Origin of the sequence: Paenarthrobacter sp. NPDC058040, assembly GCF_042885775.1 — a bacterium.
Classification (GTDB): Bacteria; Actinomycetota; Actinomycetes; order Actinomycetales; family Micrococcaceae; genus Arthrobacter.
The window spans coordinates 235,108-254,912 of record NZ_JBHVRN010000001.1 but is presented as its reverse complement, the minus strand read 5'-3'; the positions used below and the strand labels follow the sequence as shown (position 1 = coordinate 254,912).

Annotated in this window: 20 protein-coding genes; 14 read left to right on the top strand and 6 right to left on the bottom strand. The window is 64.1% G+C overall.

Features of this window, described 5'->3' with window-relative positions:
- The first annotated feature begins 119 nt into the window (after nt 1–119).
- Nucleotides 120–815 (top strand): TIGR03089 family protein, encoded by a 696-nt coding sequence (locus tag ACFVSJ_RS01160; protein WP_387433388.1) that lies wholly within the window; start codon nt 120–122, stop codon nt 813–815.
- On the opposite strand, the gene ACFVSJ_RS01155 is transcribed toward ACFVSJ_RS01160, so the two are convergent.
- Entirely contained in the window at nt 802–1,374 is a 573-nt protein-coding gene (locus ACFVSJ_RS01155; protein ID WP_387433385.1) for a GtrA family protein, read from the bottom strand. The two genes, ACFVSJ_RS01160 and ACFVSJ_RS01155, sit on opposite strands and share 14 nt — an antisense overlap.
- 192 nt (nt 1,375–1,566) lie before the next feature.
- Between ACFVSJ_RS01155 and ACFVSJ_RS01150 the strand changes: the two genes are divergently transcribed.
- Genes ACFVSJ_RS01150 through ACFVSJ_RS01130 form a run of 5 tightly spaced genes read left to right on the top strand, consistent with a single transcriptional unit; the run spans nt 1,567 to nt 7,206 of the window.
- Nucleotides 1,567–2,754, top strand: a complete 1,188-nt coding sequence (locus ACFVSJ_RS01150) for a 5-(carboxyamino)imidazole ribonucleotide synthase (RefSeq protein ID WP_387433382.1) — start codon at nt 1,567–1,569, stop codon at nt 2,752–2,754.
- Complete coding sequence (purE, locus tag ACFVSJ_RS01145) at nt 2,751–3,314, top strand: 5-(carboxyamino)imidazole ribonucleotide mutase (protein WP_387433379.1); 564 nt, start codon at nt 2,751–2,753, stop codon at nt 3,312–3,314. Before ACFVSJ_RS01150 ends, purE begins: the two co-directional genes overlap by 4 nt.
- Before the next feature lie 11 nt (nt 3,315–3,325).
- Nucleotides 3,326–4,969, top strand: a complete 1,644-nt coding sequence (locus ACFVSJ_RS01140) for an LCP family protein (protein ID WP_387433377.1) — start codon at nt 3,326–3,328, stop codon at nt 4,967–4,969.
- Nucleotides 4,970–5,017: 48 nt separating this feature from the next.
- Nucleotides 5,018–6,268 (top strand): mannose-6-phosphate isomerase, class I, encoded by a 1,251-nt coding sequence (gene manA, locus ACFVSJ_RS01135; RefSeq protein ID WP_387433374.1) that lies wholly within the window; start codon nt 5,018–5,020, stop codon nt 6,266–6,268.
- A 2-nt stretch (nt 6,269–6,270) separates the two neighbouring features.
- On the top strand, nt 6,271–7,206 hold the full coding sequence (locus ACFVSJ_RS01130) for a lipid II:glycine glycyltransferase FemX (protein ID WP_387433371.1): 936 nt from the start codon (nt 6,271–6,273) through the stop codon (nt 7,204–7,206).
- A gap of 80 nt (nt 7,207–7,286) precedes the next feature.
- Here ACFVSJ_RS01130 and glpX read toward each other — a convergent pair whose 3' ends face one another.
- Nucleotides 7,287–8,309, bottom strand: coding sequence for a class II fructose-bisphosphatase (glpX, locus tag ACFVSJ_RS01125; RefSeq protein WP_387433369.1), 1,023 nt, complete (start codon nt 8,307–8,309; stop codon nt 7,287–7,289).
- Between the two features lie 199 nt (nt 8,310–8,508).
- Between glpX and ACFVSJ_RS01120 the strand changes: the two genes are divergently transcribed.
- The 5 genes from ACFVSJ_RS01120 (at nt 8,509) to ACFVSJ_RS01100 (ending at nt 13,761) form a co-directional block, all read left to right on the top strand.
- The gene (locus tag ACFVSJ_RS01120; RefSeq protein WP_387433366.1) at nt 8,509–9,216 is read left to right on the top strand and encodes a DUF4245 domain-containing protein; all 708 of its coding nucleotides are present in this window, start codon (nt 8,509–8,511) and stop codon (nt 9,214–9,216) included.
- A 9-nt stretch (nt 9,217–9,225) separates the two neighbouring features.
- Nucleotides 9,226–9,840 carry a carbonic anhydrase gene (locus tag ACFVSJ_RS01115; protein WP_387433364.1) on the top strand — a complete coding sequence of 205 codons (615 nt, stop codon included), beginning with the start codon at nt 9,226–9,228 and terminating at the stop codon, nt 9,838–9,840.
- 87 nt (nt 9,841–9,927) lie between these two features.
- Entirely contained in the window at nt 9,928–11,355 is a 1,428-nt protein-coding gene (locus ACFVSJ_RS01110; RefSeq protein WP_387433362.1) for a class II fumarate hydratase, read from the top strand.
- Nucleotides 11,356–11,500: 145 nt separating this feature from the next.
- Nucleotides 11,501–12,169 (top strand): TetR/AcrR family transcriptional regulator, encoded by a 669-nt coding sequence (locus ACFVSJ_RS01105; protein WP_387433359.1) that lies wholly within the window; start codon nt 11,501–11,503, stop codon nt 12,167–12,169.
- On the top strand, nt 12,166–13,761 hold the full coding sequence (locus tag ACFVSJ_RS01100) for an MDR family MFS transporter (protein ID WP_387433357.1): 1,596 nt from the start codon (nt 12,166–12,168) through the stop codon (nt 13,759–13,761). The genes ACFVSJ_RS01105 and ACFVSJ_RS01100 overlap by 4 nt, the downstream gene beginning before the upstream one ends.
- Before the next feature lie 5 nt (nt 13,762–13,766).
- Here the strand turns inward: ACFVSJ_RS01100 and ACFVSJ_RS01095 are convergent, their stop codons facing one another.
- Both ACFVSJ_RS01095 and ACFVSJ_RS01090 read right to left on the bottom strand, forming a co-directional pair.
- Nucleotides 13,767–14,240, bottom strand: a complete 474-nt coding sequence (locus ACFVSJ_RS01095) for an NUDIX domain-containing protein (protein ID WP_387433355.1) — start codon at nt 14,238–14,240, stop codon at nt 13,767–13,769.
- Between the two features lie 17 nt (nt 14,241–14,257).
- Nucleotides 14,258–14,788 carry a prepilin peptidase gene (locus ACFVSJ_RS01090; protein WP_387433353.1) on the bottom strand — a complete coding sequence of 177 codons (531 nt, stop codon included), beginning with the start codon at nt 14,786–14,788 and terminating at the stop codon, nt 14,258–14,260.
- Between the two features lie 61 nt (nt 14,789–14,849).
- Here ACFVSJ_RS01090 and ACFVSJ_RS01085 point away from each other — a divergent pair, with 61 nt between their 5' ends.
- Together ACFVSJ_RS01085 and ACFVSJ_RS01080 are read left to right on the top strand one after the other, a co-directional pair.
- Complete coding sequence (locus ACFVSJ_RS01085) at nt 14,850–15,656, top strand: hypothetical protein (RefSeq protein ID WP_387433351.1); 807 nt, start codon at nt 14,850–14,852, stop codon at nt 15,654–15,656.
- A gap of 59 nt (nt 15,657–15,715) precedes the next feature.
- Complete coding sequence (locus ACFVSJ_RS01080; RefSeq protein ID WP_387433348.1) at nt 15,716–16,360, top strand: GNAT family N-acetyltransferase; 645 nt, start codon at nt 15,716–15,718, stop codon at nt 16,358–16,360.
- 214 nt (nt 16,361–16,574) lie between these two features.
- Here the strand turns inward: ACFVSJ_RS01080 and ACFVSJ_RS01075 are convergent, their stop codons facing one another.
- Both ACFVSJ_RS01075 and ACFVSJ_RS01070 read right to left on the bottom strand, forming a co-directional pair.
- Nucleotides 16,575–17,969 (bottom strand): PhoH family protein, encoded by a 1,395-nt coding sequence (locus ACFVSJ_RS01075; RefSeq protein ID WP_387433346.1) that lies wholly within the window; start codon nt 17,967–17,969, stop codon nt 16,575–16,577.
- Nucleotides 17,970–18,232: 263 nt separating this feature from the next.
- The gene (locus ACFVSJ_RS01070; RefSeq protein WP_387433344.1) at nt 18,233–18,994 is read right to left on the bottom strand and encodes an isoprenyl transferase; all 762 of its coding nucleotides are present in this window, start codon (nt 18,992–18,994) and stop codon (nt 18,233–18,235) included.
- 159 nt (nt 18,995–19,153) lie between these two features.
- On the opposite strand from ACFVSJ_RS01070, the gene ACFVSJ_RS01065 reads away from it, so the two are divergent.
- Nucleotides 19,154–19,795 carry a hemolysin III family protein gene (locus tag ACFVSJ_RS01065; RefSeq protein WP_387433341.1) on the top strand — a complete coding sequence of 214 codons (642 nt, stop codon included), beginning with the start codon at nt 19,154–19,156 and terminating at the stop codon, nt 19,793–19,795.
- The last annotated feature ends 10 nt before the right edge of the window (nt 19,796–19,805 follow it).

Here is a 19,805-nt window from a genome sequence, read left to right as displayed (position 1 = left end):
CTGAATTTCCGCGGAAATCGGCATCTTCACCCCACGATACACAGGAACCTGACAAATCGAGTGTGCGTCAATTCACACACACCCGGGACGGCATCCACCGGCCGTGACAAGATTGAGCCATGAGCATCCCGGCAGCGAACCTGATGACCGCCCTGCGATCCGGCCACTCGACCTCACCCAGACTCACGTGGTACGGCCCCGACGCCGAGCGTGTGGAACTCTCCGGCCGGGTGCTGGACAACTGGGTAGCGAAAACCAGCAACCTCCTGCAGGACGAGCTGGATGCGGAGCCCGGCATGGCCATCCGACTGGATCTGCCCGCCCACTGGAAATCCTTCGTTTGGGCCCTGGCAGCGTGGCAGCTGGGCATGGAAGTGGTGCTGGACGGTTCGGACGCCAACCTGCTGGTCACCAGCGAGCCCGACGGCGGCGCTGGCGCCGGCTTCGATGCAGTGGTTGCCGTACCGCTGGCGGCACTTGCCATGCGCTGGCCCGGGGAGCTGCCTGCCGGCGTCGTGGACTACGCGGCGGAGGTCCGTTCACACGGAGACGTTTTCATGGCCCACAGCGAAGCCTCGGCCGGCGATCCCGCGGTGCGCGGCGCCTCGGCCTGTGCCCATGAGGCCCTGATCGACGGATTCGCCCAGGCACAGGAGCCCGGCGTGCGCCTGTTGGTCCGTGCCGCGGAAGGCCTGGAGCCAGGCCTTGCCTCGGCCTTGGGCGTCTGGAACCAGGACGGCTCAATTGTCCTAGTTCACCAGGATGTCGACGTTACGCAGCACCTGCTGGAGAACGAGCGCGTCAGCGGTTCTTGATGGACGGGAGCTCGCCCGTCTGAGGCCCGGCGTTGCCTGCATCGGCGACGCCTGCCTTTGCCTTGTGGTGGACCTCGATGAGCTCGTGATCGTGCGAGTAGGCGGGCTCGGCGTCGAGTTCTTCATTGAAGACCCAGAAACGGTAAGCGAAGAAGCGGAAGATGGTGCCGAGGATCAGGCCCACCACGCTGCCTGCGATGAACAGGGACGGCTTGTCGTTGAGGTCGAGGATGTACTTGGCCACCCAGACGCACCCGGAGGCAATGAGCAGCCCCACGAAGTTCATGACGGCGAACAGGACCGCTTCCCGCACCACGTTTGCCTGCTTGCGGTGGCGGAAGGTCCAGAACCTGTTGGCTACCCAGGAGAAGATACTTGCGACGATCGTCGCGATCGCTTTGGCCCACACTTCGCTGCCATGCATCGGACCGGAGAAAAGCCAGATATAAACGGCCGAGTCGATGACGAACGCAACGCCGCCGACGGCGCCGAACTTGGCTACCTCGCGCCAAAAGAGCGAGGCCAGTCCGCGGATGCGATCTGCAAGTGTGGTGATCATGACCCTCCAAGGCCGTTGAAAATTGGGGCCGATGGGCCTCACCCATTTTAGCGCCGATTTCCAAGGGTTACCCGGGAGTCGGCTGTGAGAACGCCAATACCCCTATGCCCCACATCACATTCCGGGCCATAAAAGCAGGGCCGGAAGCCGCAGAATCAGTGATCCTGTCCCCGGTTCGGTAGGCTGAACCTTGTGACTTTTCCTGTTATTGGCGTTGTTGGCGGCGGCCAGCTCGCACGAATGATGGCCCCGCCCGCTACTGCTTTGGGCTTCGAACTCCGTGTTTTGGCTGAGGGTGAGGACGTTTCGGCCGTAGCCGCTGTAGCCACGGCACCCATCGGCGATTACAAGGACCTCGACGCGCTCCTTGAATTTTCGAAGGGTGTTGACGTCCTGACCTTCGACCACGAGCATGTGCCCACCGAGCACCTTCGCGCCCTGCTGGACGCAGGCGTCAACGTGCAGCCCGGTCCGGATGCCCTGGTCAACGCCCAGGACAAACTGGTGATGCGGGCAGCCATCGACCGCCTGGGCCTGCCCAATCCTGAATGGTCGGCCGTGCACTCGGTGGACGAGCTCGTGGCGTTTGGCCACAAGATCGGCTGGCCCGTGGTGCTGAAAACCCCGCGTGGCGGCTACGACGGCAAGGGCGTGCGGATTGTCGACTCTGCCGAGGACGCCGCGGCCACGGCAGACTGGTTCCAGGCCATGAGCCCGCTGCTCGCCGAAGCCAAGGTGGACTTCAGCCGCGAGCTCTCGGCCCTGGTGGCCCGCACACCCAGTGGAGAGTCCCGCGCCTGGCCGGTAGTGCACACCATCCAGGTGGACGGCGTGTGCGACGAGGTCATTGCTCCCGCGCAGAACATCTCCTTGGAGGTTGCCGCCGCAGCCGAAGAAGCAGCACTCCGCATTGCCAACGAACTCGGCGTTACCGGGGTCATGGCAGCCGAACTCTTCGAGACCCCGGGCGTGGGCGCCGGTTTCCTGATCAACGAGCTCGCCATGCGCCCGCACAACACCGGGCACTGGACGCAGGACGGCTCCATTACGAGCCAGTTCGAACAACACCTGCGGGCAGTACTCGACCTTCCGCTCGGCGCCACCGATGCCTTGGCTCCCGTCACGGTCATGAAGAACTTCCTTGGTGGCGACAACCAGAACCTCTTCGAGGCCTTCCCCTTGGCCCTCGCCTTCGAACCCGCCGCCAAGGTGCACTGCTACGGGAAATCCGTGCGGCCCGGCCGCAAAATCGGGCACGTCAACCTGGTGGGTACCTCGGTTTCCGACGTTGACTCCGTGCGCGAGCGGGCAACGGCCGTAGCCAACACCATTCGCGACGGCCGGCTGCCGGCACAAACCACCCCCGAGGAGACCGCATGACTTCCGAAAACACCGCTCCCCTTGTTGGGCTCGTCATGGGCTCGGACTCCGACTGGCCCGTGATGGAAGCCGCAGCCGATGCCCTCGCCGAATTCGGCATTCCCTTCGAAGCGGACGTGGTTTCCGCCCACAGGATGCCCACCGAGATGATCCGCTACGGACAGACGGCCCATGAACGCGGCCTTCGCGTCATCATCGCCGGCGCCGGTGGCGCCGCCCACCTGCCAGGCATGCTGGCATCCGTGACTCCCCTGCCCGTGATCGGCGTGCCTGTGCCCCTGAAGACCCTCGACGGCATGGATTCGCTGCTCTCGATCGTGCAGATGCCGGCCGGCGTTCCCGTGGCCACTGTGTCCATCGCGGGTGCCCGCAACGCCGGGCTGCTCGCGGTCCGGATGCTGGCCTCCGGCACGGACGAGCTCGCCGCCCGACTCCAGGAGGACCTCCTCCGCTTCGCGCAGGACCTCAATGACGTAGCCACCAAGAAGGGCAAGAACCTCCGGCAGAAAGTCGAAGAAGTCTTCGCACCTGCCCAGGATTCCGCACGGAGCACCCGCTAGGAAGGCAGCGGATGACCAGCATGCAAAAGAATACGAATCAGTCGGGGGCAACGCTGACTGATCCTGTCCGCTATCCGTCCGGGGCCAGCGCCCCGGTTCGGACCAAACGCGCCTTCGTGCTGGTCCTGCTCACCCTCTTCATCCCCGGCAGCGCCCAGATCGTCGCGGGAGACCGCAAACTGGGCCGGATCGCACTGCGGGTCACCATGGTGGTGTGGGCCTTGGTCCTGCTGACCCTGCTCCTCGCACTCGTGAACCGCAGTGTGCTGCTCAGCATCGCCACGCATCCCGTGGGCTCGCTGTTGCTCATTGTGGTCCTGGTGGCGCTGGCACTTGGCTGGGCGTTCCTGTTCCTGAACACCCTGCGGATCATCCGGCCCACCATGCTGGCGCCCGGAATGCGGCCCATCATCGCCGTCGTGCTGGCAGCGGCAACCGTGCTGGCCAGCGGATCCCTTGGCTACCTTGCGTACGTCCTGAACGTCAGCCGCAATGCGATCGGCAGCATTTTCGATGCCGGTCCCGCCATCGATCCGGTGGACGGTCGCTACAACTTCCTGATGATGGGCGGCGACGCCGGGGATGACCGGACGGGGCGCCGCCCGGACAGCCTTTCGGTCATCAGCGTGGACGCGAAAACCGGTGAAAGCGCCATTATTTCCGTCCCCCGCAACCTCCAGAACGCCCAGTTCAGCGAGGGCTCCCCCATGCGGAAGATCTATCCGGACGGCTACAACTGCGGCGATGAGTGCCTCATCAACGCCGTCAACACCGAGGTCACCAATAACTACCAAAACCTCTACCCCGGAGTTGCCGACCCCGGGGCGCAAGCTACCCTCGAGGCCGTGTCCGGGACACTGGGCATCACCGTCCAGGCGTACGTCCTGGTTGACATGGACGGCTTCGCCAAGCTGATCGATGCCATGGGCGGCATCCGCGTCAAGGCGGGTGGCTGGGTTCCCATCAGCGGTCCCGTCACTGACGAGGCCCATGGAATCCACGGCATGCCCGACGGCTGGATCCCCGCAGGCGACGTCCACCTCGATGGCTTCCACGCCCTGTGGTACGGCCGTTCGCGCGAATTCGTGGACGATTATGCCCGCATCGCACGCCAGCAATGCGTCCAGCAGGCCATGCTGAAGCAATTGGATCCCGCCACACTGCTCACCAAGTTCGAGGACATCGCCAACGCGGGCACCAAGGTGGTTGACTCCAATATTTCCTCTTCCCAGCTGGGCAGCTTTGTGGACCTGGCACTGAAGTCGAAGGGCCAGCCCGTCAAGCGCCTCACCATCGGCCCGCCGGACTTCGACGCCTCGTTCTCCACGGTGCCGGATTTCGACCTCATTCATTCCAGGGTGCAGGAATTGCTGGCATCGCAAAACAGCCCCAAGGCGGACGACGCCATGGTGTCCGGCACCAAGCCGGCCGCGGGCACCGTCACAGCCTCCGGCGCCGTTCCTGCCAAGCAGTCCAGCGTTCGGCCTGCCGGCCAGCAGTCGTCGCCGTCGTCGTCGTCGGACTTCACCCCGGTAACCACCACCCCTGATGGAACTCCCATTACCGAGGAGCTGCTCAACGGGCTGAAGGCCCAGGGCGACGAACAAGGCATCCGTGACCTTGTGGCCACCAACGGCCAGTGCGCCCCGCTGTAGCCACGCAGCATCCCGCCCACGTTCACGCAACCTAAAGGACTTTCTTTCGTGTACCAGATTGAGAATGTTTTGCGGCCCTATGTATGGGGTTCGACGACGGCGATCGCGGACTTGCTGGGGCGGCCGGCCTCGGGCGGGCCGGAAGCTGAGCTCTGGATCGGCGCCCACCCGGACTCCCCCTCAACGGCGATCCACCCGAACGGTGTGACACAGGCCCTGGACGAACTCATTGCCTCGGATCCCGAGCATTTCCTGGGTGCGGAGAGCATGGCCGAATTCGGGCCGCGCCTGCCCTTCCTGACCAAGCTCCTGGCGGCCGAGCAGCCGTTGTCGCTGCAGGTCCACCCCAGCCTGGAACAGGCCCGAGAGGGGTGGGCGCGGGAAAACGCCGCCGGACTGGCTGCCGGGTCCGCCGAACGCAATTACAAGGACGACAACCACAAGCCGGAGATGATCTACGCCCTGACGCCGTTCAGGGCGCTGTGCGGTTTCCGGCCCGCGGCGCAGTCCCGGAGCATCTTTGAGCACCTGGCCACGGTGATGGACTCCGCAGCCACGAGCGTCCCGGCCATCATCACCGGCGTCATCGACGATCTCGGCCAGGCGGATGAGTCCCAGGCCCTCAAAGCGGCGTTCACGCGGCTGATCGAGGGCGGCCGTGAAGTGTCCCAAGCCGTGGTGGACGTCGAGTCCGTGCTGCGTTCCGGGGCACCGCGGGAACCGCACGAGGAAGCCCTGACCGCGATGCTGGGCATCAACGAGGCCTTCCCGGGCGATCCAGGCGTCCTCATCTCCCTGCTCCTGAACCACCTCTCACTCGAGCCCGGCGATGCCGTGTACCTGCCCGCCGGGAACGTCCATGCCTACATCCACGGCCTGGGCGTGGAGGTCATGGCCACCTCGGACAACGTCCTGCGCGGCGGCCTGACCCCCAAACACGTCGATGTGCCCGAACTGCTCAAAACCGTGCGTTTCGAGGCCCTCGGGGTTCCCCACGTGGTGGCCGAACACACCGGGTTCGGGCAGGAACTGTACCGCCCGCCGTTCAAGGAGTTCCAGCTCCAGCGCATCGAACTGGCTCCCACCGCCGAACCCGTACCGTTGGCCCAAACCGGACCCGCCGTCGTCGTGGTCGTTTCCGGTTCCGTGGTCCTTGACTCCCCCAAGAGCGATCTCCGCCTCGAACGCGGCGCCGCCGCGTTCATCCCCGAGGCGGAAAACCCGGTCAACGTCCACCCAGCCCAAGGAACCACCGAAACCAGCGTGGCATTCGCCGTCACCACAGGACTGGGGAACTAAGCGTGGACTTCTTCCTGCAAACTCCCGCGTGGGCCGACGTCCAGCGTTCTCTCGGCCGCCGGGTGCATGAGCAATCCGGACCCGGTTGGAGCTTCCTTGCGATAGAGGAAAAGAACCCCGCCGGGAAGGTCATCTACGCACCGTATGGCCCCGTTGCCGAGAACGTGGAAGCCTTCGACGCTGCCACGGCGGCCTTGGTGGCGCTGGCCAAGCGGGAGCGGGCTGTTTTCGTCCGCATGGAGCCGGTGGCAGCGGGCTTCACTGCGTCCGACGCCGGCCACCTCCTTCGCGCGCGTGGCCTGCAGCCGGCGCCGGCGAACCAGCAACCGGAACTGAGTTGGATCGTGGACCTGGAGGGCGACTTCAAGGACGTCCTGGCAGGCATGAAGCCGACCAACCGGAACCTTTACCGGAACATCCACAAGAAGGGTGTCACGTTCCGGGCGTCGCAGGACCCTGCGGACATTTCCGTGCTGTTGCATTTCCTGCACCTGACGGCGGCCCGCAACGGTTTCAAGCCGCAAAGCGATGAATACCTCACCAGCGTGGCGCAGTCCCTGTTGCCGGCCGGGGCCGGCACTTTGTTCATTGCCGAGCTCGAAGGCGAACCCATCGCGGCGGCCTTCGCCTATGATTCCGCGGATACGCGGGTCTATGCCCACGCTGCCCTCGACGACACGCACCGCAAGCTGAGTGCAGGGATCCCGCTCCTGGTCACGCTCATGGCTGACGCCAAGGAGAAGGGCCTCAAGCACGTGGACCTGTGGGGTGTGGCTCCCGAGGACCAGCCGGACCACAAGTGGGCGGGCTTCACGGCGTTCAAGAAGTCCTTCGGCGGCCGCGAAGTCTCCTACCCCGGCACCTGGGACCTCCCGGTCAACAAGCTCCGCTATGGGGCCTACCAACTGGCCCGCAAACTCCGGGACAAGCTCCGCTAGGGACGTTCGCCAGACAAAAGTTCGCCAGACAAAAGAAGGACGGCAGGCCATGCCTGCCGTCCTTCTTTTGTCTGCGAAAACTAAGCCTTGCGGGCGTACGTCTCCCACTTGGAGGCGTGGTGCTCGGCGTCGACGAAGCGGACGGTTCCGGACTTGGAGCGCATCACGATGGACTGCGTCAGCACGCGGTCCTTCTGGTAGCGAACGCCGCGGAGGAGGTCGCCGTCCGTGATGCCGGTGGCTGCGAAGTAGCAGTTGTCCGACGTGACCAGGTCATTGGTGGACAGGACGCGGTCAAGATCGTGTCCGGCGTCGATCGCCTTCTGCTTCTCGTCGTCCGAGGTGGGCCACAAACGGCCCTGGATCACGCCGCCGAGGGACTTGATGGCACAGGCAGCAACGATGCCTTCGGGTGTGCCGCCGATGCCCATGAGGGCGTCGACACCCGTGCCGGAGCGGGCTGCGGCAATGGCGCCGGCAACGTCGCCGTCCATGATGAACTTGGTGCGCGCCCCGGCTTCGCGGATTTCTTCCACGAGGGGACGGTGGCGGTCGCGGTCCAGGATCATCACGTTGAGCTGGCTGACCTTGACGCCCTTGGCCTTGGCGATGAGGTGCAGGTTTTGCTTGACGGGAAGGCGGAGATCCACCATGTCGGCGGCCTCGGGACCCGTGACGAGCTTCTCCATGTAGAACACGGCGGAGGGATCGAACATGGAGCCACGTTCGGCCACGGCCAGGACGGCGAGGGCGTTGTTGATGCCGAGGGCAGTGAGGCGGGTTCCGTCGATCGGGTCCACGGCAACATCGCATTCGGGACCGGTGCCGTCGCCAACCTGTTCGCCATTGAACAGCATGGGGGCCTCGTCCTTTTCGCCTTCGCCGATAACAACGACGCCGTTGAAGTGGACGGTGTGGAGGAACGAGCGCATTGCGTCGACGGCGGCGCCGTCAGCCTTGTTCTTGTCGCCGAAGCCCACCCAGTGGCCGCCGGCAATGGCTGCGGCTTCGGTGACGCGGACGAGTTCCAGTGCGAGGTTGCGGTCAGGCTCGTCGATTCCGACGGCGAGCGACGGCGAAATCGTGGAAAACTGCTGGGTCATTGGTGCAGGAGACACTTGAACCTCTTCTTCGAGTGACGATTCACGGGACCGGACACGGTTGCACGAGGCCACCTGTGGTCCCTCTCCATCGATCATAGTCGCCGGAGCCCCCTGGGGTCTCTGGATGACCACCGTCCGAAACAGCGATGGTGAGGTCCCCGGTTGTGTGTTCGCAGGGGCGATAAGGGACTATGGAAGGGTGAGTGAAACGCAGGACAAGCCCGCGGCCGGCAATGGCCCAAACGCCAACGAGGCCAACCCCACCAGCACCCCGGATGCCCCTTTCAAGCCCGTGATTCCGGCGAAAGCCGCCAAACGGGCCAACGCATCCGTCATTGGCATGATCATCGCACTGGTGTTGTGCGTCCTGGCATTCCTTCCCGTAGTTCTCATGAACCCCGCACCCAAAGGTGAGAACTTCCGTCCGGCCGTGGATGTCGCAGCCATCGCCCGGAACGCAGCGGATGTGGCGGGATTCACACCCGTCACCCCGGATACCGGCGACACATTCAAGCCAAACTACGCCCGCTGGGAAACCGGTACCGCCACCGGCGTTCCCACGTGGGAGGTTGGCTACCTGACGCCCAAGGAGGCGTTCATCGGCCTGATCCAGACGCGGCAGGCCAACCCCACCTGGGTGTTGCAGCAAACAGGCAACCTCCCGGTCACGGGGACACGGAACGCCGGGGGCCAGGACTGGGAGTTGCGCGACTCCGGCAAAGACAAGCGCAGCATGACCCTGCAGTACAAGGGGACCACCATCATCCTGAGCGGCACCGCGGGTCTTGAAGAGCTCGCCACCCTCGCTGCCGCCGTCGTGAAGTCCGCAGACCAGGCCCCCGCGGCAGGTTCCGCTTCGCCACAACCCGGCGCAACACTTTCGCAGCCAGCCACACCCGCGCCGTAAAGTAATCAGGTGCCTACTAATCTGACTCCGGCCCTGGCCTGGCAACGCCTCCGCGAGGGTAACGAACGTTTTGTCTCCGGCGAATCACAGCATCCCAACCAGGATGCCTCCCGCCGCTCCTCCCTCCTTGAGAGCCAGAATCCCTTCGCCGTCATCTTTGGCTGCTCGGATTCCCGCCTCGCTGCAGAGATCATTTTTGACCTCGGCCTTGGCGATGCCTTCGTCGTGCGCACTGCCGGCCAGGTCATCGACGACGCCGTGCTCGGGTCCCTTGAGTACAGCATCAGCCAACTTCACGTTCCGCTGATCGTCATCCTGGGCCACGACAGTTGCGGTGCCGTCCAGGCCACGAAGTCGGTAGTGGAAACCGGCGAGATGCCGGCCGGCTTCATCCGCGACCTCGTCGAACGCATCACTCCGTCCGTCCTCACGGCCAAGCGCAACGGTGAAGAGGACGTGAACGACATGGTGGTGGAGCACGTCAAGCAGACCGCTTCCCGTCTGGCCGACAGCTCACGTGTGATTTCCGACGCCATTGAAGAGGGCCGCGTAGCCGTGATCGGACTTTCCTACAAACTCGACGAGGGCCGCGCGGCCCTTGTTTCCGGGATCGGCGAGGTCTAGGACAACGTGCCCCGACCCCTGGGCCGGGGCACGTAGCACTGCCTTCCGGGTTTTCGGTGGAGCCCGCAATCGCCATAAGCTAGCCCCATGACTTCCACCACTGAGTTCCGTATTGAACATGACACGATGGGCGAAGTTCGCGTCCCCGTGAACGCCCTGTACCGCGCCCAGACGCAGCGTGCTGTGGAGAACTTCCCGATCTCCGGCAAGACGCTGGAGCGCACGCACATTGAAGCCCTGGCCCGCGTCAAGAAGGCCGCTGCACTCGCGAACGCCGAACTGGGGGTGCTCGACGGCGAGCTCGCCGAGGCCATCGCAGCAGCTGCCGATGAGGTCGCAACCGGTAAGTACGATGGCGACTTCCCGATCGACGTCTTCCAGACCGGCTCCGGCACGTCCTCGAACATGAACACCAACGAGGTCATCGCGGAGCTCGCTTCCCGCGCCCTCTCCGCTGCAGGAAGCGACAAGGTGGTCCACCCCAACGACCACGTGAACGCTTCCCAGTCCTCCAACGACGTCTTCCCGACGTCCGTCCACGTAGCCGCCACCTCGGCCCTGATCAACGACCTGATCCCGGCCTTGGAATACCTGGCAGCATCCCTGGACCGCAAGGCCGTGGAGTTCAAGGACGTCGTCAAGTCCGGCCGCACGCACCTCATGGACGCAACGCCCGTCATGCTGGGCCAGGAGTTCGGCGGCTACGCAGCGCAGGTCCGCTACGGCATCGAGCGCATCAACGCAGCACTCCCCCGCGTTGCAGAGGTTCCCCTCGGCGGCACCGCCGTCGGAACGGGCATCAACACCCCCGCAGGCTTCCCGGAGCGCGTGATCGTACTCCTCGCAGCAGACACCGGCCTGCCGCTGACCGAGGCCCGCGACCACTTCGAGGCCCAGGCAAACCGCGACGGCCTCATCGAAGGCTCCAGCCAGCTGCGCAACATCGCGATCTCCTTCATGAAGATCAACAACGACCTCCGCTGGATGGGCTCCGGCCCCAACACGGGCCTTGGCGAGATCGCCATCCCGGACCTGCAGCCGGGTTCGTCCATCATGCCCGGCAAGGTCAACCCGGTCATCTGCGAAGCGTCCATCATGGTCTGCGCGCAGGTCATCGGCAACGACACCGCCATCGCCTGGTCCGGCACCAACGGCGCTTTCGAACTGAACGTTGGCATCCCGGTCATGGCCGCCAACCTCCTTGAGTCCATCCGTTTGCTGGCCAACACCAGCCGCGTCATGGCCGACAAGATGATCGACGGCATCACCGCCAACGTCGAGCGCGCCCGCTTCCTCGCCGAGGCCTCCCCGTCCATCGTGACTCCGCTGAACAAGTACATCGGTTACGAGAATGCGGCCAAGATCGCAAAGATCGCCGTCAAGGAAGGCCTGACCATCCGCCAGGCAACCGAGAAGCTCGGCTTCGTCGGCGAAGGCGAAGGCAAGGTCTCCGAAGCAGACCTGGACAAGGCCCTGGACGTCACCACCATGACGTCCCCGGCACACAAGGCGTAACTGCCGGAGCAAGACCCAAAGTACGACGACGGCCGGTACCTTCCAGACGGAAGGTACCGGCCGTCGTCGTATATGGACCCGTTGTGAGGAATGACACCCAACGCTCTTTTTGCACTATTGAGAAGTTAGTGCAAAACTTTACTTTGTGACCAATAGTGCAAATAACGACGGCGGCCTCCGCGAGCGCAAGCGGGTCGCCACACGTCTGGCCATCACCGCCGTCGCGCGCAACTTGACTGCCGAACGCGGACTCAACGGCTATACCGTGGAGGAAGTGTGCGAGGACGCGGGGATCTCCCGGCGCACATTCTTCAACTACTTCCACTCCAAAGAAGATGCCGTCATCGGCGCCTTTTCCGACGACCTCCCGCAGGATGCGCTGGACGTGTTCAACCGAAACGAGGCACGGCGAACGGACGGCATCTCCGGAACGCTGCTCTCCGCGCTGTTCCACCTCACTGTGGACATCGTGGAGCGTTCCACCATCAGCCGCGCCGAGGTCCACCAACTGATCGCCGCGATCAAAGCCGAGCCCCAACTCCTGGGCCGCATGACGTTGGAAGGCGAGGCACGGGAACGCCAGTTCATGGAACTGATCGCCGCCCGCGAAGGCCTCTCCCCCGAGCACCCGGAGATCATCATGGCCTCGGCCGTTTTCGGCGCAGTCTCCAAGAAGACGTCCCAGCAGTTCTTCTCCGAGGACAACACCCGGCCCTACCGCGAGCTTCTCGAGCAGAACCTCGCCGCCGCCCGGAAACTCTTTTCGCAAACGCTGGACACCACCCCTGCACAGACACCGAAGGACCCCGCATGAGTACACTTTCGAAGGCAGCCGAGCCGCTGCTTTTGACCCAGAAGAGAATCTGGATCATCTTCTCGGCGCTGATCGCAGGCATGCTCCTGTCCAGCCTCGATCAAACGATCGTTTCCACGGCCATGCCCACCATCGTGGGCAAGCTCGGCGGCGTGGAACACCAGGCCTGGATCACCACGGCCTACCTGTTGGCCACCACCATCGTGATGCCCATCTACGGCAAGTTCGGTGACATCCTGGGCCGCCGCAACCTGTTCCTCGTGGCCATTGCCTTGTTCACCTTGGCTTCCGTGGGCTGCGCTTTCGCCACTGATTTCTGGGGCTTCGTCATTTTCCGCGCCATCCAAGGCTTGGGTGGCGGCGGCCTCATGATCCTTTCGCAAGCGATCATCGCGGACATTGTTCCCGCGAAGGAGCGCGGCAAGTACATGGGTCCACTCGGCGCCATCTTCGGTCTCTCCGCTGTTGCCGGGCCGCTGCTGGGTGGATTCTTCGTGGACCACCTCACGTGGGAATGGGCTTTCTACATCAACATCCCGATCGGTATCGCCGCCTTCATCACGGCCTGGTTCACCCTGACCCTGCCGAACAAGAAGGCCGAGAAGAAGATCGATATCCTCGGTGTCCTGTTCCTCTCCGCGGCCACCACGTGCTTGATCTTCTTCACAGACTTTGGCGGCAAGAAGGACGAAGGCTGGGATTCACCCCTGACCTGGGCCTTCGGAGCAGGCATGGTGTTGGCCGCGTTCGCCTTTGTCATGGCTGAGCGCCGCGCCGAGGACCCCATCATTCCGCTGAGCCTGTTCAAGAACCCCATCTTCATCAACGCCACGGCCATCGGCTTCACGCTCGGCCTGGGCATGTTCGCAGCGATCGCCTTCGTCCCCACGTTCCTGCAGATGTCCTCCGGAACCTCGGCAGCCGAGTCCGGCCTGCTGATGCTGCCCATGATGGTGGGCCTCATGGGCACCTCGATCTTCTCCGGCATCCGGATCTCCAAGACGGGCAAATACAAGCTGTACCCGATCATGGGTGCTGCCCTGACCATTCTGGCCATGCTCTGGCTGACCACTTTGACCGCCGAAACACCGATCTGGATGATCTGCGTGCAGCTCTTCATCTTTGGCGCAGGCCTTGGCCTGATCATGCAGGTCATTGTCCTAGTGGTGCAGAACTCCGTCCCCGCCGACCAGATCGGTACGGCAACCAGCACCAACAACTACTTCCGTGAGGTAGGTGCGTCCTTGGGCGTCGCCGTCTTTGGCTCCATCTTCACCAACCGCCTGGCAGAGTCCTTGACCAAGGCCTTCACCGGCGCTGGGGCTTCCGCTGAGCAGGCTTCGCAGTCCACCAGCAGTCTTGACCCGCAGGCTTTGGCCCAATTGCCCGAACAGCTGCGTGATGCGATCGTGAACGCCTACGCCGACTCCCTGGCTCCCGTGTTCTGGTACTTGGTTCCGTTCATCGCCATCGCCCTGATCCTGGCCATCACGCTCAAGCAGATCCCTTTGTCAGACACCGCCGGGATGGTTGCCCGCGGCGAGGCAATCGGTGGCGCCGAAGCCGAGGAACTGGAAGCGGCACGCCGGTAAGCCAGCTACTCCGTTTGGTACGCCACGGGGCCTTCGGGCTCCGTGGCGAGCCTTATGGCCTCCATATGCCCGTGGCTCATTTCCGGTAGGTCATCCAGATCAAACCAGCGGACGTCCACCGACTCGTCGTCGTTGACACGGGCTTCGCCGGAGACATACTTGCAGCGGAACGTGATGTCCAGGAAGTCGCACTCGTCGCCGTTCGGGAAGGTCACCGGCCCAACGACTCCGACGCCGATGATCCTCTCGGTTTCGGCCACGACGGCGGTTTCCTCGAAGATCTCCCGGACCAATCCGGGAGCGGGATGCTCGCCGGGCTCCAGGATGCCGGTGATCGGGGTCCAGTGGCCGTTATCGGAACGTTGACAGAGGAGAACCCTTCCTTGGTCATCCAACACGATTCCCCGTACTGCCGGCAGCCAGAGGCGGTCGTTACCGATCTTTTCCCGTAGTTTCAGCACGAACTCAGGTGCACCCATGGCGCCAGTTTACGGTGTCAGGCAGGCAGGAGAACCATGGCCGCGGCGGCCCCTGCAAGCATGAACGGGCCGAAGGGAATCGCCGACGCCAGGCCGCCTTTCCTGGCTACCAGGATCACCAGGCCCCAGAGCCCTCCCAGCAGGAATGCGGCGAACGTACCGGCAAAGACGTGGCCCCAGCCAAGGTAGCCGAGATACAGGCCCAACACTCCGGCCAGCTTCACGTCACCGAATCCCATGCCGGGCGGGTAGATCAGCCTGAGCACGAAATAGAGGATCCATAACGCCGCCGCCCCTGCCAACACGGTGAGACCCGGGATGCCCAGCATTGCGGCGTCCCTGCGCGGACCACCGAGCAACGCCGCCACCAGCAGCAGCACGCCAGCTACGGCATACGACGGGAAGACGATGCGGTTTGGCAGCAAATGGCTGCGGATATCAATAATTGTGAGCCGGACCGCCATCACCACGAAGTAGACGGAAGCCAACACGGCGAGCCAGAAGGAAAAGGGGCTTGCATCCCAGAGTTCGGCGAGTCGTCGGATCACCCTCGGATGCTACCCCGGATTGCCGCCGGACCCGGAACGAACCTCTGGGTAGACTGTGGATATGGGGCGCTACAGTGCAGATGGACCGGGCTTTCCGCCGGGATTTGGCCCGTCCAACGGGCAGTCCGGGGCCCACGCCGAGCTGTCGTCCACCTTCCGGAATCTGTGCCGCTCTTCGCCTTGGAAATGGACCAGCCTTCGGTTCGAATACCTGGAGCGGCCCGGAACGGGTGCCAACATGGTCCGTGCCTGGCTTCGGCGGCCGGGAGCACTCCGCTTGGAAACCCCTGACGGTCAACTGTTGTACAGCACCACCGGGATCAACGACTCGAGGGATGAGTTCTACGTCAGTGCCACGCGCCGGTCGTGGCTGCTTCCACCGCATCTGGTGACCCCCGTGTATGACGACGCCGGACTGGTGCGGAGACGCCCGGAGGCCGCCTATGGTGAGCCCTCCTTCGGAAACGGCCGGCTGGCCGCAGCGCTCGACCCCGTGGAGCTCGCCGGAAATGCTCCTGTGCCGTTGGAGTTTCCGGACACCAACCCGGTCTTCTTCGACGAACCGCGCGAGGTGGACCATGAAGGCCGCCCGGCCCTGGAGGTCGTCGTAACCCGGGGACGCACCTACAAACCGTCCGATCCCGCCGAACCGCTGGCCCACCCCGGACGGACCCTGATCCGCATCGACGCCACCACGGGCGTCTGCGTGGCCAGCCAGTCCTTGGACGGTGACTCTGCGGGCAAGGGCCACTGGCTCAAGATCCTCGGCGCGGACGAATACATGCTCGATGACCTCTTCCTGGCCGAGTCCATGAACCTGACTGACGTCCGGCGCCATATCTCCTGGGACATCGGCCCGGCAGCCTGAAACGGCTCATGGACGAACGTGACATGATCCGGCGCCCCGCCCGCGGCTAGACTACGGCGATGACCTCGCTGGCAAGCATCTGGCCCCCGTTCGGGCTCGTCCTCACCACTCCGCGCCTCATCCTGCGCCCAATCCTCGACGCCGATATACCAGCCGCAGTTGCCGCCGCCAGATCCGGCATCCATGAGCCCGGGAAGAGCCCGTTCAGCACGCCGTGGGCCGAACTTCCGGGCAATGAACTGGCCCCGAACATGGCCCAGTGGTACTGGCGCTGCCGGGCCGGATTCACCCCGGAGGACTGGACGCTCCTGCTGGGCGTTTGGCAGGACGGCGATCTGTTGGGCGTCCAGGACCTCGGCGCCAAGAATTTTGGCACCCTCAAGACGGTCAGCACGGGTTCCTGGCTCAAGCAAGCAGCGCAGGGCCGCGGCGTCGGCAAGGAGATGCGCGCCGCCGTCGTCAGCTACGCCTTCGACCACCTGAAAGCGGAAGTGGCCGAATCCGAAGCCGCAGTCTGGAACCACCAATCCCTGGGCGTCTCCGCCGCCCTCGGCTACGAACCAAACGGCCTCGCGCGCACCACCTGGGGCACCGAAGTGGAGGACGTCCAAAAAGTCCGCCTCACCCCCAAAACCTACAGACGCCCCAACTGGACACTAAATGTCCAAGGCCACGAAGGGCTGAAATCGTACCTGGGGTTCTGACCCGCGGCACGAGCGCGACAGGGGGCTCCCGGAAAGGAGCGCATCGCGACGCATCGGCCCCCTAAGGTCGCCCAGCGACCGAAGGGGGCCTTTTGCGTTGAAGCGTCGTCCCGAGGGCCCCAAACCGAGCTTGCGAGGTTTGGGAAGGGACCCACGCGCTAAGCGACGGCGGGAGGCCGCTGGCGCGCGGACCTAACCGCTGAGGCAAGCACCCCTAGATTTCTGCCCCTTCCAGCAGCTCCGTCACGAGGGCCGCGATCGGCGACCGCTCAGACCGGGTCAGGGTGATGTGGCCGAACAGCGGGTGCCCCTTGAGGGTTTCGACGACGGCCGCGACGCCGTCGTGCCGTCCCACGCGGAGGTTGTCGCGCTGGGCGACGTCGTGGGTGAGGACGATCTTGGAGTTCTGTCCAATACGGCTCATGACGGTCAGGAGGACGTTCTTTTCCAGTGACTGTGCCTCGTCCACGATCACGAAAGCGTCATGCAGTGAGCGGCCGCGGATGTGGGTGAGCGGCAGGACTTCGAGCATTCCCCTGTCCATGACTTCTTCCACGACTTCCTGGCTGACCAACGCCCCGAGGGTATCGAACACCGCTTGCGCCCACGGGTTCATTTTTTCCGATTCGGAGCCGGGCAGGTAGCCGAGTTCCTGGCCGCCCACGGCGTAGAGGGGACGGAAGACCACAACCTTGCGGTGTTCGCGGCGTTCCAAGACCGCCTCAAGACCGGCGCAAAGGGCCAGCGCGGACTTGCCAGTACCGGCCCGCCCACCGATGGACACGATGCCGACGGACGGGTCCATGAGGAGGTCGATCGCGAGCCGCTGTTCCGCGGACCGGCCGTGGAGGCCGAAGACGTCGCGGTCGCCCTTGACCAACCGGACCTGCTTGTCCGAGCCCACCCGGCCGAGAGCCGAGCCGCGGTTGGAGAGCAGGACCAAGCCGGTGTTGACGGGCAGCTCGGCCGCGGCCGGGACGAACACGGGTTCGTGGCCGTAGAGGGTGGTGATTTCCTGTTCGCTGGCTTCGATTTCGGCCATTCCGGTCCACCCGGAGTCCTTGACCAACTCATTGCGGTACTCGTCGGCATGCAGGCCCATGGCGGATGCCTTGACCCGCATCGGCAGGTCTTTGGAGACCACAGTGACGTTGTGGCCCTCGTTGGCCAGGTTCTTCGCGACGGCCAGGATCCGGCTGTCGTTGTCGCCGCCGCGGAAGCCCGCAGGGAGCACGTCCGGGGAAATGTGGTTCATTTCCACCCTGAGCATGCCACCGTCGGTTCCCAAGGGAATGGGGTGGTCCAGGCCGCCGTGCTCAATCCGCAGGTCGTCCAGGAGCCGCAAGGCTTTCCGGGCGAAATAGCCCAGTTCCGGATCGTGGCGTTTGCCCTCGAGTTCGCTGATGACCACGATCGGGACGATGACCTCGTGCTCGGCGAAACGCAGCAATGCATGCGGGTCGGAGAGCAGGACGGAGGTGTCTATGACGTAGCTGCGGCCTGTGGGAGCCGCTGGTTTCTTTGTCCCTTTGGTGGCGCGCTTGGCGCGAGAGGTAGCTGCACTTTCCCCGTCGGAAACCATTGCGGGCAGTTGCTCTGAAATAGCCACATCGACTCCAGCCCCGGGCGTTCGCCCGGCCTTATGGTGAAGCGGCTCGGCCGGAAGGCCGGGCGTGGCCTCCCCTGTAACTGGTGCGATGATCCGCTCCATCTACTGGCCTCCCCGATCAGCGGGCGGTTTTGCCTGCTGATGGGTTTAACGTAATCCGGCTCACAGACATTTCCGCAATCCTTGACCGGCAAGTCGTGAGGCGGGAGCGTTAATTTCCGGTGAACCGGATGTCACCTTCGGGCAAGTACCAGATGGTAGGGCTACGAGCCGAAGCGGCGTTGGCGTCCGGCGTAGTCGCGGAGGGCCCGCAGGAAGTCGACCTTGCGGAAAGCGGGCCACAGCGCCTCGCAGAAGTAGAACTCGCTGTAGGCACTCTGCCACATGAGGAAGCCGGAAAGCCGCTGCTCGCCGGAGGTTCGGATCACCAAATCGGGATCGGGCTGACCCCTTGTGTAAAGGAACCGTGAGATGTCGTCCACCGAGAGTTCATCTGCGACGTCGGACATGTTACGGCCCTTGGCAGCGGCATCCTCGAGGAGTTCACGGACGGCGTCCACGATTTCGCGGCGTCCTCCGTAGCCGACGGCGACGTTGACGTGGATCTTCTCGCGAACGGGCGTCCGGGCGGTCAGCTTGTTCAGCCGTTCGGCCAGGTAGTCGGGAAGAAGTTCCGGGGCTCCCATGGCGTGCACCGAGACGTCCTCGTTTTCGTCCAAGCGGTCCATGGTGTTGGCAATGATGCCCATGAGGAGGTCGAGTTCCTCGCCCGAGCGGCTCATGTTGTCCGTGGACAGCATGTAGAGCGTTACGACCTTGACGCCAAGTTCCTGGCACCATCCCAGGAACTCGTGGATCTTGTCCGCACCGGCCTGGTGCCCCTGGCTTGTGGGGGCATTGAATTGCCGCGCCCACCGGCGATTGCCGTCCACCATGACGCCGATGTGCCGTGGGATCTTCTGGTGGTCAAGCGATTTGAGGAGCCTGCGTTCATAGAAGCCGTAGAGGAAACCGGGCAGCTCCACCGGACTCTCACCTGACTTCCTTGCTCTTATCAAATCGAACGACGCGCACATCCAAGGCTACCTGCCCAAGCTGGCAGGCTGGTGCAGCGAGTGTCACGGAGCAATCGTTCGGAACATTACCCTTGAGTAACTTACCGAACCGTAGGTTACGCTTTAACAATGGCTGACACCCTCAACATCAAGCCCTTGTGGCGCGGTTGGATCCACGCTGTTGCAACTCCATTCGCGTTGGCCGCCGGGATTGTCCTGGTGGCATTGGCCCCCACTGCAGACCGCAAGCTCACCTCCGCCGTCTACGCCCTGACGGGGGTCATGCTTTTCGGGGTCAGCGCCGTATACCACCGCGGCAACTGGAATGACCGAGCCCGCGTGGTGCTCAAACGGCTGGACCACACCAACATCATGCTGGTGATCGCCGGCAGCTACACTCCCCTTGCATGGTCCCTCCTGGAACGGCAGCAGGCTGTCACGCTTCTCTGGACCATCTGGTCCGCGGCCATCGCTGGCGTGCTGTTCCGGGTCCTGTGGACCCACGCGCCGCGGTGGCTCTACGTGCCGATCTACGTGGCCCTCGGCTGCGGCGCCCTTTTCTACCTGCCGCAGTTCTTCGCAGCGAACGTCGCGTCCGCCGTGCTCATCTGCGTAGGTGGGGCCCTCTACATCGCCGGTGCGGTGTTCTACGGCATCAAGCGGCCCAACTTCAGCGCCAAGCACTTCGGCTTCCATGAACTGTTCCACGCGTTCACGGTGTTCGCTTTCGCGGCACACTTCATCGCGATCATGATCGCCGTCCTGAACTAGGCCACGGCCG